The 15,416-nt window shown below is 68.7% G+C and carries 12 protein-coding genes; 7 read left to right on the top strand and 5 right to left on the bottom strand.

What is annotated here, in order from left to right:
• Positions 1 to 75: 75 nt before the first annotated feature.
• From ACQY8B_RS21415 to apaG, 3 genes are read right to left on the bottom strand one after another with little or no spacing between them, the layout of a single operon-like run.
• The gene (locus ACQY8B_RS21415) at positions 76 to 1,347 is read right to left on the bottom strand and encodes a cation:proton antiporter (RefSeq protein WP_422088546.1); all 1,272 of its coding nucleotides are present in this window, start codon (positions 1,345 to 1,347) and stop codon (positions 76 to 78) included.
• Positions 1,344 to 3,329, bottom strand: a complete 1,986-nt coding sequence (locus tag ACQY8B_RS21410) for a site-specific recombinase (protein ID WP_422088545.1) — start codon at positions 3,327 to 3,329, stop codon at positions 1,344 to 1,346. Before ACQY8B_RS21410 ends, ACQY8B_RS21415 begins: the two co-directional genes overlap by 4 nt.
• Positions 3,330 to 3,374: 45 nt before the next feature.
• Positions 3,375 to 3,770, bottom strand: coding sequence for a Co2+/Mg2+ efflux protein ApaG (gene apaG, locus ACQY8B_RS21405; RefSeq protein ID WP_422088544.1), 396 nt, complete (start codon positions 3,768 to 3,770; stop codon positions 3,375 to 3,377).
• A gap of 60 nt (positions 3,771 to 3,830) precedes the next feature.
• Here apaG and rpe point away from each other — a divergent pair, with 60 nt between their 5' ends.
• Positions 3,831 to 4,526, top strand: a complete 696-nt coding sequence (rpe, locus tag ACQY8B_RS21400) for a ribulose-phosphate 3-epimerase (protein WP_422088543.1) — start codon at positions 3,831 to 3,833, stop codon at positions 4,524 to 4,526.
• Here rpe and ACQY8B_RS21395 read toward each other — a convergent pair.
• Positions 4,516 to 4,776, bottom strand: coding sequence for a hypothetical protein (locus ACQY8B_RS21395; RefSeq protein ID WP_422088542.1), 261 nt, complete (start codon positions 4,774 to 4,776; stop codon positions 4,516 to 4,518). The genes rpe and ACQY8B_RS21395 overlap by 11 nt on opposite strands.
• Before the next feature lie 161 nt (positions 4,777 to 4,937).
• Here ACQY8B_RS21395 and ACQY8B_RS21390 point away from each other — a divergent pair, with 161 nt between their 5' ends.
• The 3 genes from ACQY8B_RS21390 to ligD all read left to right on the top strand — a co-directional run bounded on the left by ACQY8B_RS21390 (position 4,938) and on the right by ligD (position 9,462).
• On the top strand, positions 4,938 to 5,939 hold the full coding sequence (locus ACQY8B_RS21390) for a succinylglutamate desuccinylase/aspartoacylase family protein (protein ID WP_422088541.1): 1,002 nt from the start codon (positions 4,938 to 4,940) through the stop codon (positions 5,937 to 5,939).
• Positions 5,940 to 6,014: 75 nt separating this feature from the next.
• Positions 6,015 to 6,986, top strand: a complete 972-nt coding sequence (locus ACQY8B_RS21385; protein WP_422088540.1) for a Ku protein — start codon at positions 6,015 to 6,017, stop codon at positions 6,984 to 6,986.
• Positions 6,987 to 7,005: 19 nt separating this feature from the next.
• Positions 7,006 to 9,462: a DNA ligase D gene (gene ligD, locus ACQY8B_RS21380; RefSeq protein WP_422088539.1), complete on the top strand. Its 2,457-nt coding sequence runs from the start codon at positions 7,006 to 7,008 to the stop codon at positions 9,460 to 9,462.
• 25 nt (positions 9,463 to 9,487) lie between these two features.
• On the opposite strand, the gene ACQY8B_RS21375 is transcribed toward ligD, so the two are convergent.
• A complete protein-coding gene (locus ACQY8B_RS21375) occupies positions 9,488 to 10,303 on the bottom strand; it encodes a transglutaminase-like domain-containing protein (RefSeq protein ID WP_422088538.1) in 816 nt (271 codons plus the stop codon).
• A 280-nt stretch (positions 10,304 to 10,583) separates the two neighbouring features.
• Between ACQY8B_RS21375 and ACQY8B_RS21370 the strand changes: the two genes are divergently transcribed.
• The 3 genes from ACQY8B_RS21370 (at position 10,584) to ACQY8B_RS21360 (ending at position 15,278) form a co-directional block, all read left to right on the top strand.
• Entirely contained in the window at positions 10,584 to 10,733 is a 150-nt protein-coding gene (locus ACQY8B_RS21370; RefSeq protein ID WP_422088537.1) for a hypothetical protein, read from the top strand.
• 35 nt (positions 10,734 to 10,768) lie between these two features.
• Positions 10,769 to 12,964 carry a catalase HPII gene (katE, locus tag ACQY8B_RS21365; protein ID WP_422088536.1) on the top strand — a complete coding sequence of 732 codons (2,196 nt, stop codon included), beginning with the start codon at positions 10,769 to 10,771 and terminating at the stop codon, positions 12,962 to 12,964.
• A gap of 214 nt (positions 12,965 to 13,178) precedes the next feature.
• Positions 13,179 to 15,278, top strand: coding sequence for a CHAT domain-containing protein (locus ACQY8B_RS21360; RefSeq protein WP_422088535.1), 2,100 nt, complete (start codon positions 13,179 to 13,181; stop codon positions 15,276 to 15,278).
• The last annotated feature ends 138 nt before the right edge of the window (positions 15,279 to 15,416 follow it).

Genomic DNA, 15,416 nt, shown 5'->3' with positions numbered 1-15,416 from the left:
GATCCGAGGGCAGCGGGGCGGAGCGCACGTCGTCGCTGTCCGGATCGATGGGGGTGGCTGCGTTGTTGCCGATGCTCATCGCTGCGTGTCCTCGGTGGTGCTGAAGGCCTGGGGCGCCCAGGGCACCGAACTCTCCCCGACCGCGTGGATGGCCACGGTGGCGAGCACCGCGCCCACCACTTCCATCAGCAGGATCGAAGGCAGGGCCACCTGCGTGATCATGGTGCCCAGCAGGGGCGAGGCGGTGGCGAAATTGGAGGCGATGAGCAGCGCTATCGACGACAGCGGCGACATCGCGCAGCCGACCCAGAAGGCCTGCTTCCAGCTTGCGCCGCTGCCGGGGTTGGCGATGGCCACGCCCGCGATCTTGGTCAGCAGGCGCACGCCGATCACGGCCAGCACCACGCTGGCCACCGGCAGGGTCCAGTCGGCCTGCGCGGCCACGATCGACACCAGCACGAACATCAGCATGGTGAGCAGCGACGCCGCCGTGCCCAGCTGGCGCTGCCAGGCCCAGGGCTTGGGATTGAGCGTCTTGAGCAGCACGCCGCCGATCAGCGCGGCAAGCGGCGCCGATCCGCCGATGTGCGCGGTGAGCGCCGCGCCTGCCGCGATGATCGCCAGCAGCAGGATCGACGTGTTCTCGCTGGTCGGGCTCATCACCCGCAGCGCCGAGCGCAGCGCCAGCGCCATGATGCCGCCCACCACGAAAGACAGGCCCAGCACCACGGCCACCGGATAGAGCTGCTGCAGCACCGTTTGCGGCGCGCGCTCGATCAGCCCGGCCTGCGCATAGCCCAGCGCCAGCGCGTAGAAGGTGTTGAGCGTGGCCAGCGTCATGGCGCGTTCGGTCACCGGGCCGGCGGCGCGGGTGTCGATGATCACGCGGCTGAGCACCGCCGGCGAGGCCACGATGGCCATCAGCGCGATCGGGTTGGCCACTGGCTCGGGCAGGCCCAGCAGCGTCAATATCCAGTACACGCCGAAGTAGGTGAGCGTGGCTTCGAGCAGGCTCTGCACCAGCACCATCGGGTTGTGGCGGAACCAGCGCAACGGCAGCCGGCCGCCGGCCTCGAACAGCACCACGGCCGCGCCCAGCTCCAGCAAAAAGAGGCTGATGCCGCGCAGCGGCCAGATCGCGCCCTCGAAGCCGGCAAAGCCGACCACTGCCCCCACCAGCGAGTAGCCGATCACCTTGGGCAGGCCCAGGTAGCGCTGCACCAGGTGGCCGGAAGCCGCGGCCGCCGCCAGCAGCAGCGACCACAGCACGGTGGGCAGGCCTGCCGAGGGGCGTACCCATTCGGACCAGAAGCCCAGCAGGTCGTTGAGGAAGCTCGTCAGGTTCATGCAGGTAGGAAGAAGCTCACCGGCCGGCTGCGCCAGCGCGCCCAGATCGCGCTGCGGATGCGCGCGCGGTCATTCAGGCTCACGCTGTGCGCGCGCAGCGCCAGCCGGAAAGCGAAGTAGAAACTCACGCTCACATTGAGCGCGCCGATCACGGGAATGGCCGCCACCGCCCACCACAGCGCGGGTTGCTGCAGCACCGACAGCCCGGTGGACGCCGCAGCCGCGGCAATCTGCCCGGCCGACAGTGTCACGTGGCGCACATCCAGCCCGAGCCCGAAGAAACCCGCGAACGCGGGCAGCAGTCCGAGCATGAGTCCCAGCGAAATATTGGAGGCGAAGCCTGAGATGTGCGTGCGCATGAAGTCGGCCCAGCGGCGAGCCCGTGCGGCACCCAGAAAAGCGCCGATGCGAGGGTTGTAACGCATGGCGGAGTCCAGTCTGTGCAGGACAAAGGCGTTTTCTGTCCATCCGGCGATGATGCTTGCCGAAAACAGCAGGATGCCGGTGAATGCCGCATAAAGCGCGGTCGGGCCGGCCAGCGACAGCGAATTCAGCGTGGCCGCCGCATGCGCCGCGTCGAGCAGCGGCCGGCCGGTTGCCAGCTGGATCAGCAGCGCCACTGCCGCCATCGCCGGCACCACCACCAGCACGTTGCCCAGCACCGCCGCCACCTGGGAGCGCACCAGGTTGGCCACCTCGTCGACGAAGCTGTCGACCGCCTCGTCCGACTTGATGTCGCGCAGCCGCGCCGCCAGCGCCGGCGCGGTCATCGCGGGCTGCTTGGTGGCCAGCGTCAGGTGCAGCAGCTGGATGGCGACGAAGCTCGCCGCATACATCAGGCCCGCAGCCAGGCCGCTCCAGAAGGCCGAGAGGCCCAGCGCATAGATGCCGAACTTCAGCAGCACCGTGATGGAAGTGAGCGCGCCGCCGCCCGCGGCCTTCTTCACCATCTGCGCGTAGCTGGCGCGGTCGCGGGTGATGTAGTGCTCGCCGGTCTCGGCGCTGCGCTCGGTCACCTTGGCGGCCAGCATCGACGAGTTGGACGCGATCAGCGCGCGGATGCTGTTGCGCTCGCCGCCCGCCAGCACCAGCCGGCCGATCAGCCGCGCCACGCTGGGCGCGGGGCTGGGCGACATCAGGCAGTCGAGCAGCTCGCGGATGCGCAGCACGCGCTCGCGCAACTGGCGCAGCCGGAACACCAGGCCCACCGAGATGCCGTTGTCCTCCAGGTGCGTGTAGACCGAAGAGGTCACGGCGCGGCAGGCGTCGAGCCGGTCGCGAAAGACCACGAAGGCCGCCTGCAGCGCGGCGTCGTCGCGCGGCTGCGCGAACATCTGCTCGCGCAGTCCGTCGAGGTCGGCCATCAACGCGTGGAACGGGCGGGCCGCGACGAGCTCGGGGCTCATGCGCAGCCGCAGCTCGGGCGAGAAGCCGGTGGCCACCACCTGGCTGGCGCAGTAGGTCACGGCGTCCATCACCGTGTGGCGCCAGCGCGGCGCGCCGTCGTCGTCGATGGCGGCATCCGTGGCCGAGGTGGCCAGCAGCGCGCCGATGCGCGCGAGCTGCGTTTCGTCGAGCAGCGCGATCCAGCCGGCGTCGAACACGCCGGGCAGCACCATGCGGAACAGGTCGGACGCATCGGTGGTCTCGGGCGTGCCGGGCAGGATCTTGCGGCGCAGCCGCTCGCCCAATTCGCTGGCGAAGGCGGTGCGCGGCGCGAAGCCGTAGTCCGCCAGCAGCGTGGTCAGGTCGACCGACTGCGTGAATGCGCGCCACCAGGCGCGCAGCCGCTCGCGCAGCTCCGGCCGCGCCTCGATGGCGTCGAGCAGCAGCTGGACGCGGCCCATGGCCGCCTGCGGCGAGGCGCGGTCACCGCGCAGCCAGTCGAAGATGTTGATGAGCCAGATGTGGCGCTGCGCCACATCGGCCGTCGGGTCGAGGCCGGCAAGCAGCCCCTGCAAGTCGCGCGATGCGGCAGCCATGTCGGGGGGCGGGGAGAGAAAAAGGAGAAGAGGGCGGCGCCGTGCTCAGTGCAGGACACGGGAGACGGGGGCACCGCCGATGTCGGCTTCCAGCACGAACATGGGAATGGGAACGTCGAAACGCTCGCCTTCCTCGGTCACCACGAAAAAGCTGCCGTGCATCGTGCCGCTGGGTGCCTGCAGGCGGCAGCCGCTGGTGTAACGGAAAGATTCGCCGGGCGCCAGCAGCGGCTGCTGGCCGATTACGCCGAGGCCCTTGACCTCCTGCGCATGGCCCGAGGCATCGTTGATCAGCCAGTGGCGCGCGATCAGCTGGGCGGCCACAGAACCCGTGTTCGTGACTGTCACCGTATAGGAAAAGGTGTAGGTATTGTCCTTGGCGGACGACTGGTCGGCCAGGAAGCGCGGTTCGACCTGTACGCTGAAGGGGCTGAGTGACATGGGGCGCATGGTAACGGAGGCCCTTGGTCGGACTTCCGGCGGCTGCGAGAATCAGGGGTTATGAGCACCCCGTTCCGCATCGCGCCCTCCATCCTGTCCGCCGACTTCGCGCACCTCGGCAAAGAACTGACCGACGTGATCGCGGCCGGCGCCGACTGGATCCATTTCGACGTGATGGACAACCACTACGTGCCGAACCTGACCTTCGGCCCGATGATCTGCCAGGCGCTCAAGCCCTACGCCAAGACTGCCGACGGCACCCCGGTGCCGATCGACGTGCACCTGATGATCCAGCCGGTCGACGCGCTGGCCGCCTCCTTCGCGCAGGCGGGTGCCGACTACATCAGCTTCCACCCCGATGCGTCGCCGCACGTGCACCGCAGCATCCAGGCCATCAAGGCGGCCGGTTGCAAGGCGGGGCTGGTGTTCAACCCGGGCCTGGGCCTGGAAGCGCTCGACTGGGCCATCGACGACATCGACCTGATCCTCATCATGAGCGTGAACCCCGGCTTCGGCGGCCAGAGCTTCATCGACTCGGCCCTGCGCAAGATCGAGATGGCGCGCAAGCGTATCGAGCAGAGCGGCCGCGACATCCGCCTCGAGGTGGACGGCGGCATCAAGGTGGACAACATCGCGCGCGTGGCCTCCGCCGGCGCCGACACCTTCGTGGCGGGCAGCGCGATCTTCAACGCCAAGGACTACGGCGCCGTCATCGGCGACATGCGCAAGCAGCTGGCCGGCGTGGTCAGCGCTTGAGCTTCCCGTCCTTGTAGACGCGGTTGGCCTCCAGGCCGCGGTCGGTGTCGACCAGGCCGCGTTCCACGTCTTCATGGGCCTGGCGGCCCACTTCGGTCGGACGGCCGTCGGGCGTCTGCTGGCTGTCGGACGACTGGTCGCGCTCATGCGGCAGTCGCGGCGACGATTCGCCTTCTTGCGCCACCTTGGTCTTGCCGCCGTCCGTGCTCTTCCGGGGCGCGGCCGGCTGGGCCTTGCTGTTCTTGTTCATGTGGGCTCCTTCGCTTCGATGAACTTCGAGCCTGGGCCGCGTCCGTTGCCGCTCCGGTAGGACACGCAAGGCAGCCCCTGTAGGCGGACATGGGAGGCCGTGGTGCTATGGAATGAATAGCGCCTTTGCGCACAGGGAAGGGGCTCCGCAATAATCCCCGCATGTCCTCCGATCCATTCGACGGCGCAGCCACCGACAGCCTGCGCATCCATTCCTTCGCCTCGCTGAATCCCGGGCCCCGCCTGCTCGTGCTGGGCGGCGTGCATGGCGACGAAGTCTCCGGCACGCTGGGCATCGAGCGCATCCTGGCCGAATTCGAGGACGGCACGCTGCGCCTGCAGCGCGGCGAACTCACCCTGGTGCCGGTCGCCAATCCGCTCGCGCGCCGGCTCCTGCAGCGCGAAGGCGAGCGCAACCTCAACCGCCTGTTTCGCCCCACCGAGGCGCCGGCCGACTACGAAGCCCGCGTGACCAACGTGCTGGCCCCGCTGATCGCGCGCCACGAAGTGCTGCTCGACCTGCACTCCTTCCAGAGCGAGGGCGAGGCCTTCGCCATGATCGGCCCGCGCGACAACACCGGCACGCTGGAGCCCTTTGCCCGCTCCTTCGAGGAAGGCCAGCTCGCGCTGCACATCGGCACGCCCATCGTGGTGGAAGGCTGGCTCGACATCTACGCCGCCGGCCTCGCGCAGCGCGCGGGCGGCACCCCGGCCGACGAGGCCGCGCTCGACTTCGGCCGCGGCACCAACGAATACATCCGCAGCCGCGGCGGCTACGGCGTCACGCTCGAATGCGGCCAGCACCTGGACCCGCAGGCGCCCGAGGTGGCCTGGCGCGCCATCCGCCGCACGCTCGCGCTGCTGGGCATGGCCGCGCTGCCGCCGGGTCTGTCGGCCGGCCCGGCGAAGCCGCCCAGGCTGCTGCGGCTGGCCAGCGTGACCGACCGCCTGCACGAGGACGACAGCTTCGTGCGCGACTGGGCCACCTTCGACGAAGTGGCGCGCGGCGAACCCATCGGCATGCGCCACGACGGCACGCTGCTCAGCGCGCCCGAAGACGGCTTCATCGTGTTTCCCAACGCGCTCGCGCTGCCCGGTACCGAGTGGTTCTACTTCGCACGCCCCAGCGAGCGCCAGCTGGGCCCCCTGGCCGGCGCGGCCTGACGGCGGCTGGGGCCGCGCTCCTACACCGCCCGCGCACCCGGGGGGCGCACATTCCAAGCCTGAAGGAGTGTGCCCATGCCCGTCTCTAAAAAAGCCCCCGCGCCGCGCGTCCTGTGGAAGGGCGCCATCAGCTTCGGCCTCGTCCACATTCCGGTCGCGCTGTATTCGGCCACCACCGACCACGGCATCGATTTCGACTGGCTCGACAAGCGCACCATGGACCCGGTCGGCTACAAGCGCATCAACAAGAAGACCGGCAAGGAAATCGCGCGCGAGCAGATCGTCAAGGGCATCGAGTACGAGGACGGCGAGTATGTCGTGCTCAGCGACAAGGAAATTGCCGACGCCTACCCCAAGACCACGCAGACCATCGAGATAGAGACCTTCGTGCCGGCCGACGGCATTCCCTTCGTCTACCTCGAGCGGCCCTACTACGTGGCGCCCATCAACCGCGGCGCCAAGGTCTACGCGCTGCTGCGCGAGACCCTGCAGCGCAGCGGCCGCGTGGGCGTGGCGCGCGTCGTCATCCAGACCAAGCAGCACCTTGCCGTGCTGGTGCCCTCGGGTCCCGGCCTCGTGCTGAACCTGCTGCGCTGGGGCGCCGACATCCGCCCCTGGGCCGACCTGCCGCTGCCTTCCGAAGACGTGAAGAAGGCCGGCCTGAGCGAGCGCGAACTGAAGATGGCCAAGGAACTGGTCGACGACATGAGCACCGACTGGGACCCCGGCGAGTTCAAAGACGAGTTCAAGGACGAGATCCTGCGGCTGGTCGACAAGAAGGTGAAGGCCGGCCAGACCGAGACCGTGACGCAGCCGCAGCCCGAGGAATCGCAGTCCACCGAGGGGCGCGGCGCGAAGATCATCGACCTGACCGAACTGCTGCAGCGCAGCCTGCGCGGCAAGGGCGCAAAGACGGCCAAGGCGGCAGCCGACGAAGAGGACGACGAGGAAGAAGAAGCACCGCCTCCCAAGGCCGCCGCGAAGAAGCGCAAGCCGGCCGCCAAGGCCGCGCGCAAGGCGCCGGTGCGCCACCGCCGCGCGGCCTGATCGACGGAGCACGGCGGCCATGGGCACGACGGCATCGACAGCGCTCAAGGCTCTGGCGCGCTACCACGGCAAGCGCGACTTCTCGCGCACGCCGGAGCCCAAGGCCGGCGGCCAGGCGGGCAAGGGCGTGCTTTCTTTCGTGATCCAGAAGCACCACGCGAGCCATCTGCACTACGACTTCAGGCTCGAACTCGACGGCACGCTCAAGAGCTGGGCGGTGCCGAAGGGGCCGTGCCTCGACCCGACCGTGAAGCGCATGGCGGTGCACGTCGAAGACCATCCGATTTCCTATGCCGGCTTCGAAGGCACCATCCCGCCGAAGCAGTACGGCGCGGGCAGCGTCATCGTCTGGGACCGCGGCGACTGGCTGCCCGAGGGCGACGCGCGCAAGTCGCTCGCGGCCGGCAAGCTCAAGTTCGAGCTGCGCGGCGAGAAGCTGCACGGCCACTGGACGCTGGTGCGCATGCACGGCAAGGGCGATGAGTCGCACGAGCCCTGGCTGCTCATCAAGGAGCGCGACGCCGAGGCGCGTCCGCTCGCCGACTACGACGTGCTCGAAGCGCAGCCGGCGAGCGTGCTGAGCGGGCGCGGCGTGGACGAGGTGGCGCAGCCAGCGAAGAAGGCGGTGAAGAAGGCAGCGCTTCCCGCCAGCTTGCAGCCCCAGCTCGCCACCCTCGCGGCGTCGCCGCCCGCATCGCCCGGCGACTGGCTCTACGAGCTGAAATTCGACGGCTACCGCCTGCTAGCACGCATCGACAAGGGCAAGGTCCGCTGCTTCACCCGCAACGGCCACGACTGGACCGCGAAGCTGCCCGCGCTCGCCGAGGCGCTCGCGAAGCTGCCCACCGGCGCGGCATGGCTCGACGGCGAGATAACGGTGGAAGGCAAGAACGGCGCACCCGACTTCCAGGCCCTGCAGAACGCCTTCGACAGCGGCACGACATCGGCCATCGTCTATTGGCTGTTCGACGCGCCCTTTCTCGACGGCGAAGACCTGCGCGACATGCCGGTCGAGGAACGCCGCGCGCGGCTCGCCAAGCTGCTCGGCAAGAAACCACCCCCGCCGCTGCGCCTGAGCGAGGCCTTCGACGCCGCGCCGGGCGATCTGCTCGCGTCGTCCGCGCGCATCGGCTTCGAGGGCATCGTCGGCAAGCGCAAGGGCTCGCCTTATGTGTCGCGCCGTTCGCCCGACTGGATCAAGCTCAAGAACCAGCAGCGCCAGGAGTTCGTGATCGGTGGCTACACCGCGCCCAAGGGCACGCGTGCCGGCTTCGGCGCCTTGCTGCTGGGCGTGCACGACGAGGCCACCGGCCGGCTGCGCTACTGCGGCAACGTCGGCACCGGCTTCGACGCGAGGCGCCTGGCCGACATCAAGGCCAGGCTCGACAAGCTGGCGACCGACGACTGCCCGTTCTCGCCCCAGCCGCGCGGCGTCAAGGCACAGTGGGTCAAGCCCACGCTCGTGGCCGAGGTCTCGTTCGGCGAGTGGACGCGCGAAGACCGCGTGCGGCACGCCGTGTTCCAGGGCCTGCGCGCCGACAAGCCCGCGCGCGATATCCGCCGTGAGCAGCCGGAGGAAAGAAAGAGCACCCCCATGGCCCAGAAGATCACCCACGCCGACCGCGTGATCGACAAGCACAGCGGCATCACCAAGGGCCAGCTCGCGGCCTACTACGACAGCGTGGCCACGCTCATGCTGCCGCACCTGCGCGGACGGCCCGTGTCGCTGGTGCGCGCGCCCGAGGGCGTGGGCGGCGAGCTGTTCTTCCAGAAGCATCTGCAGAACAGCGAGATCCCCGGCGTGCGCCTGCTCGATCCCGCGCTCGACCCCGGCCACGAGCCTCTGCTGCAGATCGACACCAAGACCGGGCTGCTAGGCGCGGCGCAGATGAACGTGATCGAGCTGCACACCTGGAACGCCACCTCGCGCGCCATCGGCAAGCCCGACCGCATGACCTTCGACCTCGACCCCGGCGAAGGCGTCGCATGGCCGCAGATACAGGAGGCGGCCATTCTGGTGCGCACCCTGCTCGACGAACTGGGCCTGCCTTCGTTCCTGAAGACCAGCGGTGGCAAGGGGCTGCACGTGGTGGTGCCGCTGCGCCGGCAGTACGACTGGGACATGGTCAAGGGCTTCTCGCAGGCGGTGGTGGCGCACCTGGCCGAGACCATTCCGTCGCGCTTCGTGGCCAAGAGCGGGCCGCGCAACCGGGTGGGCAAGGTGTTTGTCGACTACCTGCGCAACGGCTTCGGCGCCACCACGGTGAGCGCGTGGTCGGCGCGCTCGCGGCCGGGGCTCGGAGTGTCGGTGCCGGTGGCGTGGGACGAGTTGCCCACGCTTACGGCCGCCGACCAATGGAAGGTCGGCAACGCGGCCGAACGCTTCGCGACGGGCAACAAGCCGTGGGCTGCGATGGAGCGCAGCCGCAAGGGGCTGGCGGCTGCGATGAAGCTGCTGGGCTACAGCGGCAAGTAGCGCCCAGCGAAGGAAGACAAGCCGGCTACAGCACTTCTTCCGTCGTCACATCGAAGCGCTCCAGCGTGTTCGCACCGAACACCATCGTGATGGGCACGTCCGCCGCGTCGCGGCCGCGTGCGATCACCACGCGCCCGATGCGCGGCGTGTTGTGCCGCGCGTCGAAGGTGTGCCAGCGGTTGCCCAGGTACACCTCGAACCAGGCGCTGAAGTCCATCGGGTAGCGAACCGGCGGAATGCCGATGTCGCCGAGGTAGCCCGTCACGTAGCGCGCGGGAATGTTCATGCAGCGGCACAGCGTGATCGCCAGGTGTGCGAAGTCGCGGCACACGCCCGTGCGTTCGCGGTAGCCCTCCAGCGCGGTGCGGGTGGCGCGCGCGTTCTGGTAGTCGAAGCGCAGGTGCCGGTGCACGAAGTCGCAGATCGCCTGCACGCGCGCCCAGCCGGGCGTCACGCTCGAGAAGTTGGCCCATGCGAATGCCAGCAGTTCGCTGTCTACCTCGCAGTAGCGGCTGGGCAGCACGAAAGGCAGCGTCTCCACGGGCAGGTCGGCCGTTGCGTGCTCCACCGCACCGAAGTCGACGGCATCCGGCCAGCCGGTGTCGTACACCGTCGCATGGTTGCGCAGCCGCACCCTGCTCACGCCGAAGGGCACATGCACCCGCGCGCACTGGTTGCCGAAGCTGTCGGTGTAGTGGTCCGTCACCAGCGGCGGGCTGATGGTGATGTGCTCGCCGTCCTGCAAGTCGCCGGCGCGCGACGGATGCACCTGCAGCATGTAGATCAATGCCGTGGGGGCAGTGACGCCGAGCTCGATGTCGAAACCGATCCTGATCTGCATGGAGTTCTTTCTTCCCTGGAGTGGCCCGGGCACTGGTGACAAGCACGATGAGTGCCACCTCTGCGCATGCTATGCGACGCAGGTTGCACAGCCACGCATCCAGGACGCGCGACCCGGCGTAGGCCGCCGCCATGCGCTGTCGGCGCGCTCCTACCGCCTGCGCGCTTGTTCTCCCACAGAGGGGGGCGGGGGGCCACTACGGGTTACTGCGCTCACCAAACATAACCTTGCGAACAGCTTGCATTGTGTGTACGGCTGTACTTGTTCCTCGGAGGGAATCATGGAGTTTTCAACGCTGTTCGACTCGCTCACCGGTGTGTGGGGGGACGAAATCCTTGTGTGGGCCGTCGCCGCGGTGGCCGGATGCATATGCCTGATCGCTCTGGTGAACGTGCTCGACATGTTCCTGGACAACAACGAAATGGGCTGAGCGCCCTTCCCATGAAAGACTCCAGCAAATCCCCGATGACGCCACAGAACAAGGCCGCGGCCGGCCGCCGCGCAAGCGCCGCCAAGGCGGGCGACGGCAGCAGCGCCAAGCAGCAGCAGCTCGAAGGCTTCACCGTCGAGCATCCGCCGACCCTGACCACCAACCAGGGCCTGCAGATTCCCGACAACCACAACTCGCTCAAGGCGGGTGTGCGCGGGCCCACGCTGCTCGAAGATTTCATCCTGCGCGAGAAGATCACCCACTTCGACCACGAGCGCATTCCGGAGCGCGTGGTGCATGCGCGCGGTTCCGCCGCGCACGGCTACTTCCAGGTCTACAAGTCGATGTCGCAGTTCACCTGCGCCGACTTTCTGCAGGACCCCGACCAGAAGACGCCCGTTTTCGTGCGCTTCTCGACCGTGGCCGGCTCGCGCGGATCCGCCGATACGGTGCGCGACGTGCGCGGCTTTGCCGTCAAGTTCTACACCCGCGAAGGCAACTACGACCTCGTGGGCAACAACATTCCGGTGTTCTTCATCCAGGACGCGATGAAGTTCCCCGACCTCATCCACGCCGTCAAGCCCGAGCCGCACCACGAGATGCCGCAGGCCGCGAGCGCGCACGACACCTTCTGGGACTTCGCCTCGCTCATGCCCGAGAGCACCCACATGCTGATGTGGGCCATGAGCGACCGTGCCATTCCGCGCAGCCTGCGCATGATGGAGGGCTTCGGCGTCCATACCTTCCGCTTCATCAACAGCCGCGGCGAGAGCCACTTCGTGAAGTTCCACTGGAAGCCCAAGCTCGGCATTCATGGCCTGGTGTGGGACGAGGCGCAGAAGATTGCCGGCAAGGATGCCGACTTCCACCGCCGCGACCTGTGGGAAGCCATCGAGAACGGCGACTTCCCCGAATGGGAACTCGGCGTGCAGATGATTCCGCAGGACAAGGAACACTCGCTGGGCTTCGACCTGCTCGACCCCACCAAGCTCATTCCCGAAGAGATGGTGCCCGTGCAGAAGATCGGACGGCTGGTGCTCAACCGCAACCCCGACAACTTCTTCGCGGAGACCGAGCAGGTGGCCTTCCACCCGGGCCACGTGGTGCCGGGCATCGACTTCAGCAACGACCCGCTGCTGCAGGGGCGCCTGTTCTCGTACACCGACACGCAGATCTCGCGCCTGGGCGGTGCCAACTTCCACGAACTGCCGATCAACAAGGCCGTGTGCCCGTTCCACAACATGCAGCGCGACGGCATGCACCGCCAGACCATCGCGCGCGGCCAGGTAGCCTACGAGCCCAACACGCTGGGCAGCGGCGCCGAGTTTCGCGTGGACGGCGGCAGCCACGGTTTCCAGTCGTTCCCTGAAGAAATCGATCCGCCGAAGGTGCGCCGCCGCAGCGCGTCCTTCGACGATCACTTCACGCAGGCGCGCCTGTTCTTCAACAGCCAGAGCGCGGCCGAGAAGGAACACATCATCGCGGCCTTCCGCTTCGAGCTTTCGAAACTGGAGGTGCCGGCCATCCGCCAGCGCGTGGTCGACAACCTTGCGCACGTGGACGAGAAGCTCGCGCGCCGCGTGGCCGAGCCGCTGGGCATCGGCGAGCCCGACGCCAAGGCGGCGGCAGGCCGCGCGGGCTTTCGCGAACACCGCATGACGCTGCCGATCGAGGAGTCGCGCGCGCTCAGCATGGCCGACACCGGCGACGGCTCCATCCGCACGCGCAAGATCGCGATCCTGGTGGCCGACGGCGTCGACTCGGCTTCGCTCAAGCCGATCCGCGACGCGCTCGAACAGGCCGGCGCGCAATGCAAGACGGTGGGCCCGAGGCTGGGCACCGTGGCAAGCGCGTCGAAGCGGCAGATCGATGTCGACATGACCTTCGCCAACACGCCGTCGGTCATGTTCGACGCCGTGCTGGTGCCCGCGGGCAGCGAGAGCGCCGCGGCCATGAGCGGCATCGGCGACGCGGTGCACTTCGTGCTCGAGGCCTACAAGCACTGCAAGGCGATCTGCACCGTGGGCGAGGGCGTGCGGCTGCTGTCCACGCTGGGCATCGCGGCGGACATGCCGCCGGCCGACGCGCCCGCCGGCGTGGTGGTGGCTGCGACGCCCGTCACCAACATGGGCGACACCACTGCCGCGACGCAGGTGGCGAACGACTTCATCGCGGCCATCGCCAGGCACCGGCACTGGGACCGCGCGAACGTCGATGCGGTACCTGCCTGAGCGACTGGTTCTAGTTCGTTTGCGCTAGACCGTATTGCGAATAGGCGCGGCAGGTAGCCGCTCCTAGACTCCGCCCCGAGGCCTGAACGGCGCCCACTTCCGAGGCGCCGGTCGCCCGCTTTCAGCGGGTGCATGGGCCCGACGCGGGGGTCCAATGGCTTGGTTTTCCAGTAGGGGATGGGAGCGTCCCGCATGTCGCCGTGCGGGCCTTGCGGTGGCGCTGGGTCTTGCGGGCGTTCTTGCCTCCGGCTTCGGTTCCCCGGCATGGGCGCAGCAGCAACGCGCCCAGGCTCCGACCAACGCCGAGGCCGCCGCCGACCGCATGGAGCAGGCCCGCCTCGACGACACCGACACCCTGCTGGCCCTGACCAGCGAAGGCGCGGTGCTCTACGGGCAGGACAGCGTCAAGCTCTCCGGCTACCAGTACTGCAGCCAGGCCGTGGCATTGGCCGAGGCCGGCGAGTTCCGCCAGAGCGTGCGTGCCGCCAGCAAGGCGCTGCACCTGGCCAACGCCACCAACGACCCCAACCTCATGGCCATGGCCAATCGCGACCTGGCCATCGTCTACAGCTACTCGGGCCAGCTCGAGAAGGCAGAGGAATTCGCGCGCGAGGCGCTGCGCCATCAGGCGCGCGACCCCAAGCTGGTGGTCGGCCCGGTGCAGAAGGTGATCGGCGACGTGCGCACGCGCCGCGGCGATTTTTCCGGCGCGGTGCTCAGCTATGACGAGGCGCTGGCCAACAGCTCGTCGCGCTATGCGCCGCTGGTGCAGGCCTCGCTGGTCAATGCGCTGATCGAAGCGGGCGACACCGCGCGGGCGCGCGAGGTGATCGGCACCATGGCGCCGCCGAAGGATGCGCCGCTCACCGCGCAGCTCGACCGCACGCGCGCACGCCTGCTGCTGGCCGAGAACAAGCCGGCCGAGGCGCGCGATGCCTACCGCGCACTCACCGCGCGCCAGGTCGGTGCCGACACCGAGTACTACCGCCTCTGGGCGTGGGACGGCGTGGCGCGCAGCGAGCTCGCGCTGGGCCAGAAGCAGGCCGCGGCCGAGGCCGTGGGCCGCGCGCTCGGCGACGTCGACAAGGTGCGCGCGAAGTTCCGCAGCGAAGAATTCAAGATGGGCCTGTTCTCGGACCTGCAGACGGTGTTCGAGCGCGGCGTGGCCGTCTACAGCGACGCGGGCGATGCGCGCCAGGCCTTCGAGGTGAGCGAGCACAGCCGCTCGCGCGCGCTGCTCGACGCGGTGCGCGGCCGCGCGAAGATCAACGAGCAGGCCGCCAACACCATCGACCTGCCGGCGCTGCAGGCCACGCTGGCGCCCGACGAACGCGTGGTGCAGTTCCATTCGCTGCCCGACCGGCTGGTGGTGTGGGTGGTGAGCGCGAACAGCATCACCGAGAAAACCGTGGCGGTGAAGCGCGACGAACTCAACGAGCTGGTCGAGACCTTTCGCAACTCCATCGTGCGCGGCCGCCGCACCGCCATCACGAATGCCGACAAGCTCGGCGCCGCGCTGCTCGGGCCGCTGGGCCTGGCACCCGGACAACGGCTGATCGTGGTGCCGCACGGGCCGTTGCACTACCTGCCGTTCCAGGCGCTGCGGCTGGAAGGCCGCTACGTCATCGAGACGCACCCGGTGGCCGTGGCGCCGTCGATCAGCATCGCGGTGCAGCTCGCGCAGCGCACGCCGCGCGTGAACGCATCGCTCACCGCCTTCGGCAATCCGCGCATCGAGGACAAGTACGACCTGCCCGGCGCCGAGACCGAGGTGAAGCAGCTCGCGCAGCTGTTCCCGCGCAACACGGTGTACATGGGCGCCGCCGCCACCAAGACGCAGTTCCGCGACGTGGCCTCGCGCTCGCCGCTGATGCACGTGGCCGCGCACGCGGAGGCCGACGCGGTCGATCCGCTGTATTCGCGCATCCTGCTGGCGAACGAGGGCGGCAAGCAGAATTTCCTGGAGGCGCACGAGATCCTCGGCCTGCCGATGGACGGCACCGCGCTGGTCACGCTGTCGGCCTGCGAGTCGGGGCTGGGGCGCATCGCGCAGGGCGACGAGGTGCTGGGTTTCACGCGCTCGTTTCTCTCGGCCGGCAGCTCGAGCCTGATCGCTTCGCTGTGGCCGGTGTCCGACGACGCCACTGCGGTGCTCATGAGCACGCTCTATGGCGAGCTTGCCAAGGGCCGCGACATACAGAAGGCGATGCAGGCGGGGCAGCTTGCCGTGTTGAAGGACCCCAAGATGTCCCATCCCTTCTTCTGGGCGCCGTTCAACCTGATCGGCAACTGGCGTCTTACGGTGGGGGGGTGACATGAAGTCCTGTTTTGCATTTGACGTTCCTGGTTCGGGGTGCGATCACGCCGACGGGGTACCTTGCTCCGCGAATGTCCCCCGGCCTTCGGCCTCCTCCTTTATTTCGCTGCGCAAGGCACCCCGCCGTCGTGACCG

Source organism: Variovorax sp., from assembly GCF_965279555.1.
Taxonomy (GTDB): domain Bacteria; phylum Pseudomonadota; class Gammaproteobacteria; order Burkholderiales; family Burkholderiaceae_C; genus Variovorax.
Note: the sequence above shows the minus strand (reverse complement) of the source record. Positions and strands in the feature narration are given on the sequence as shown.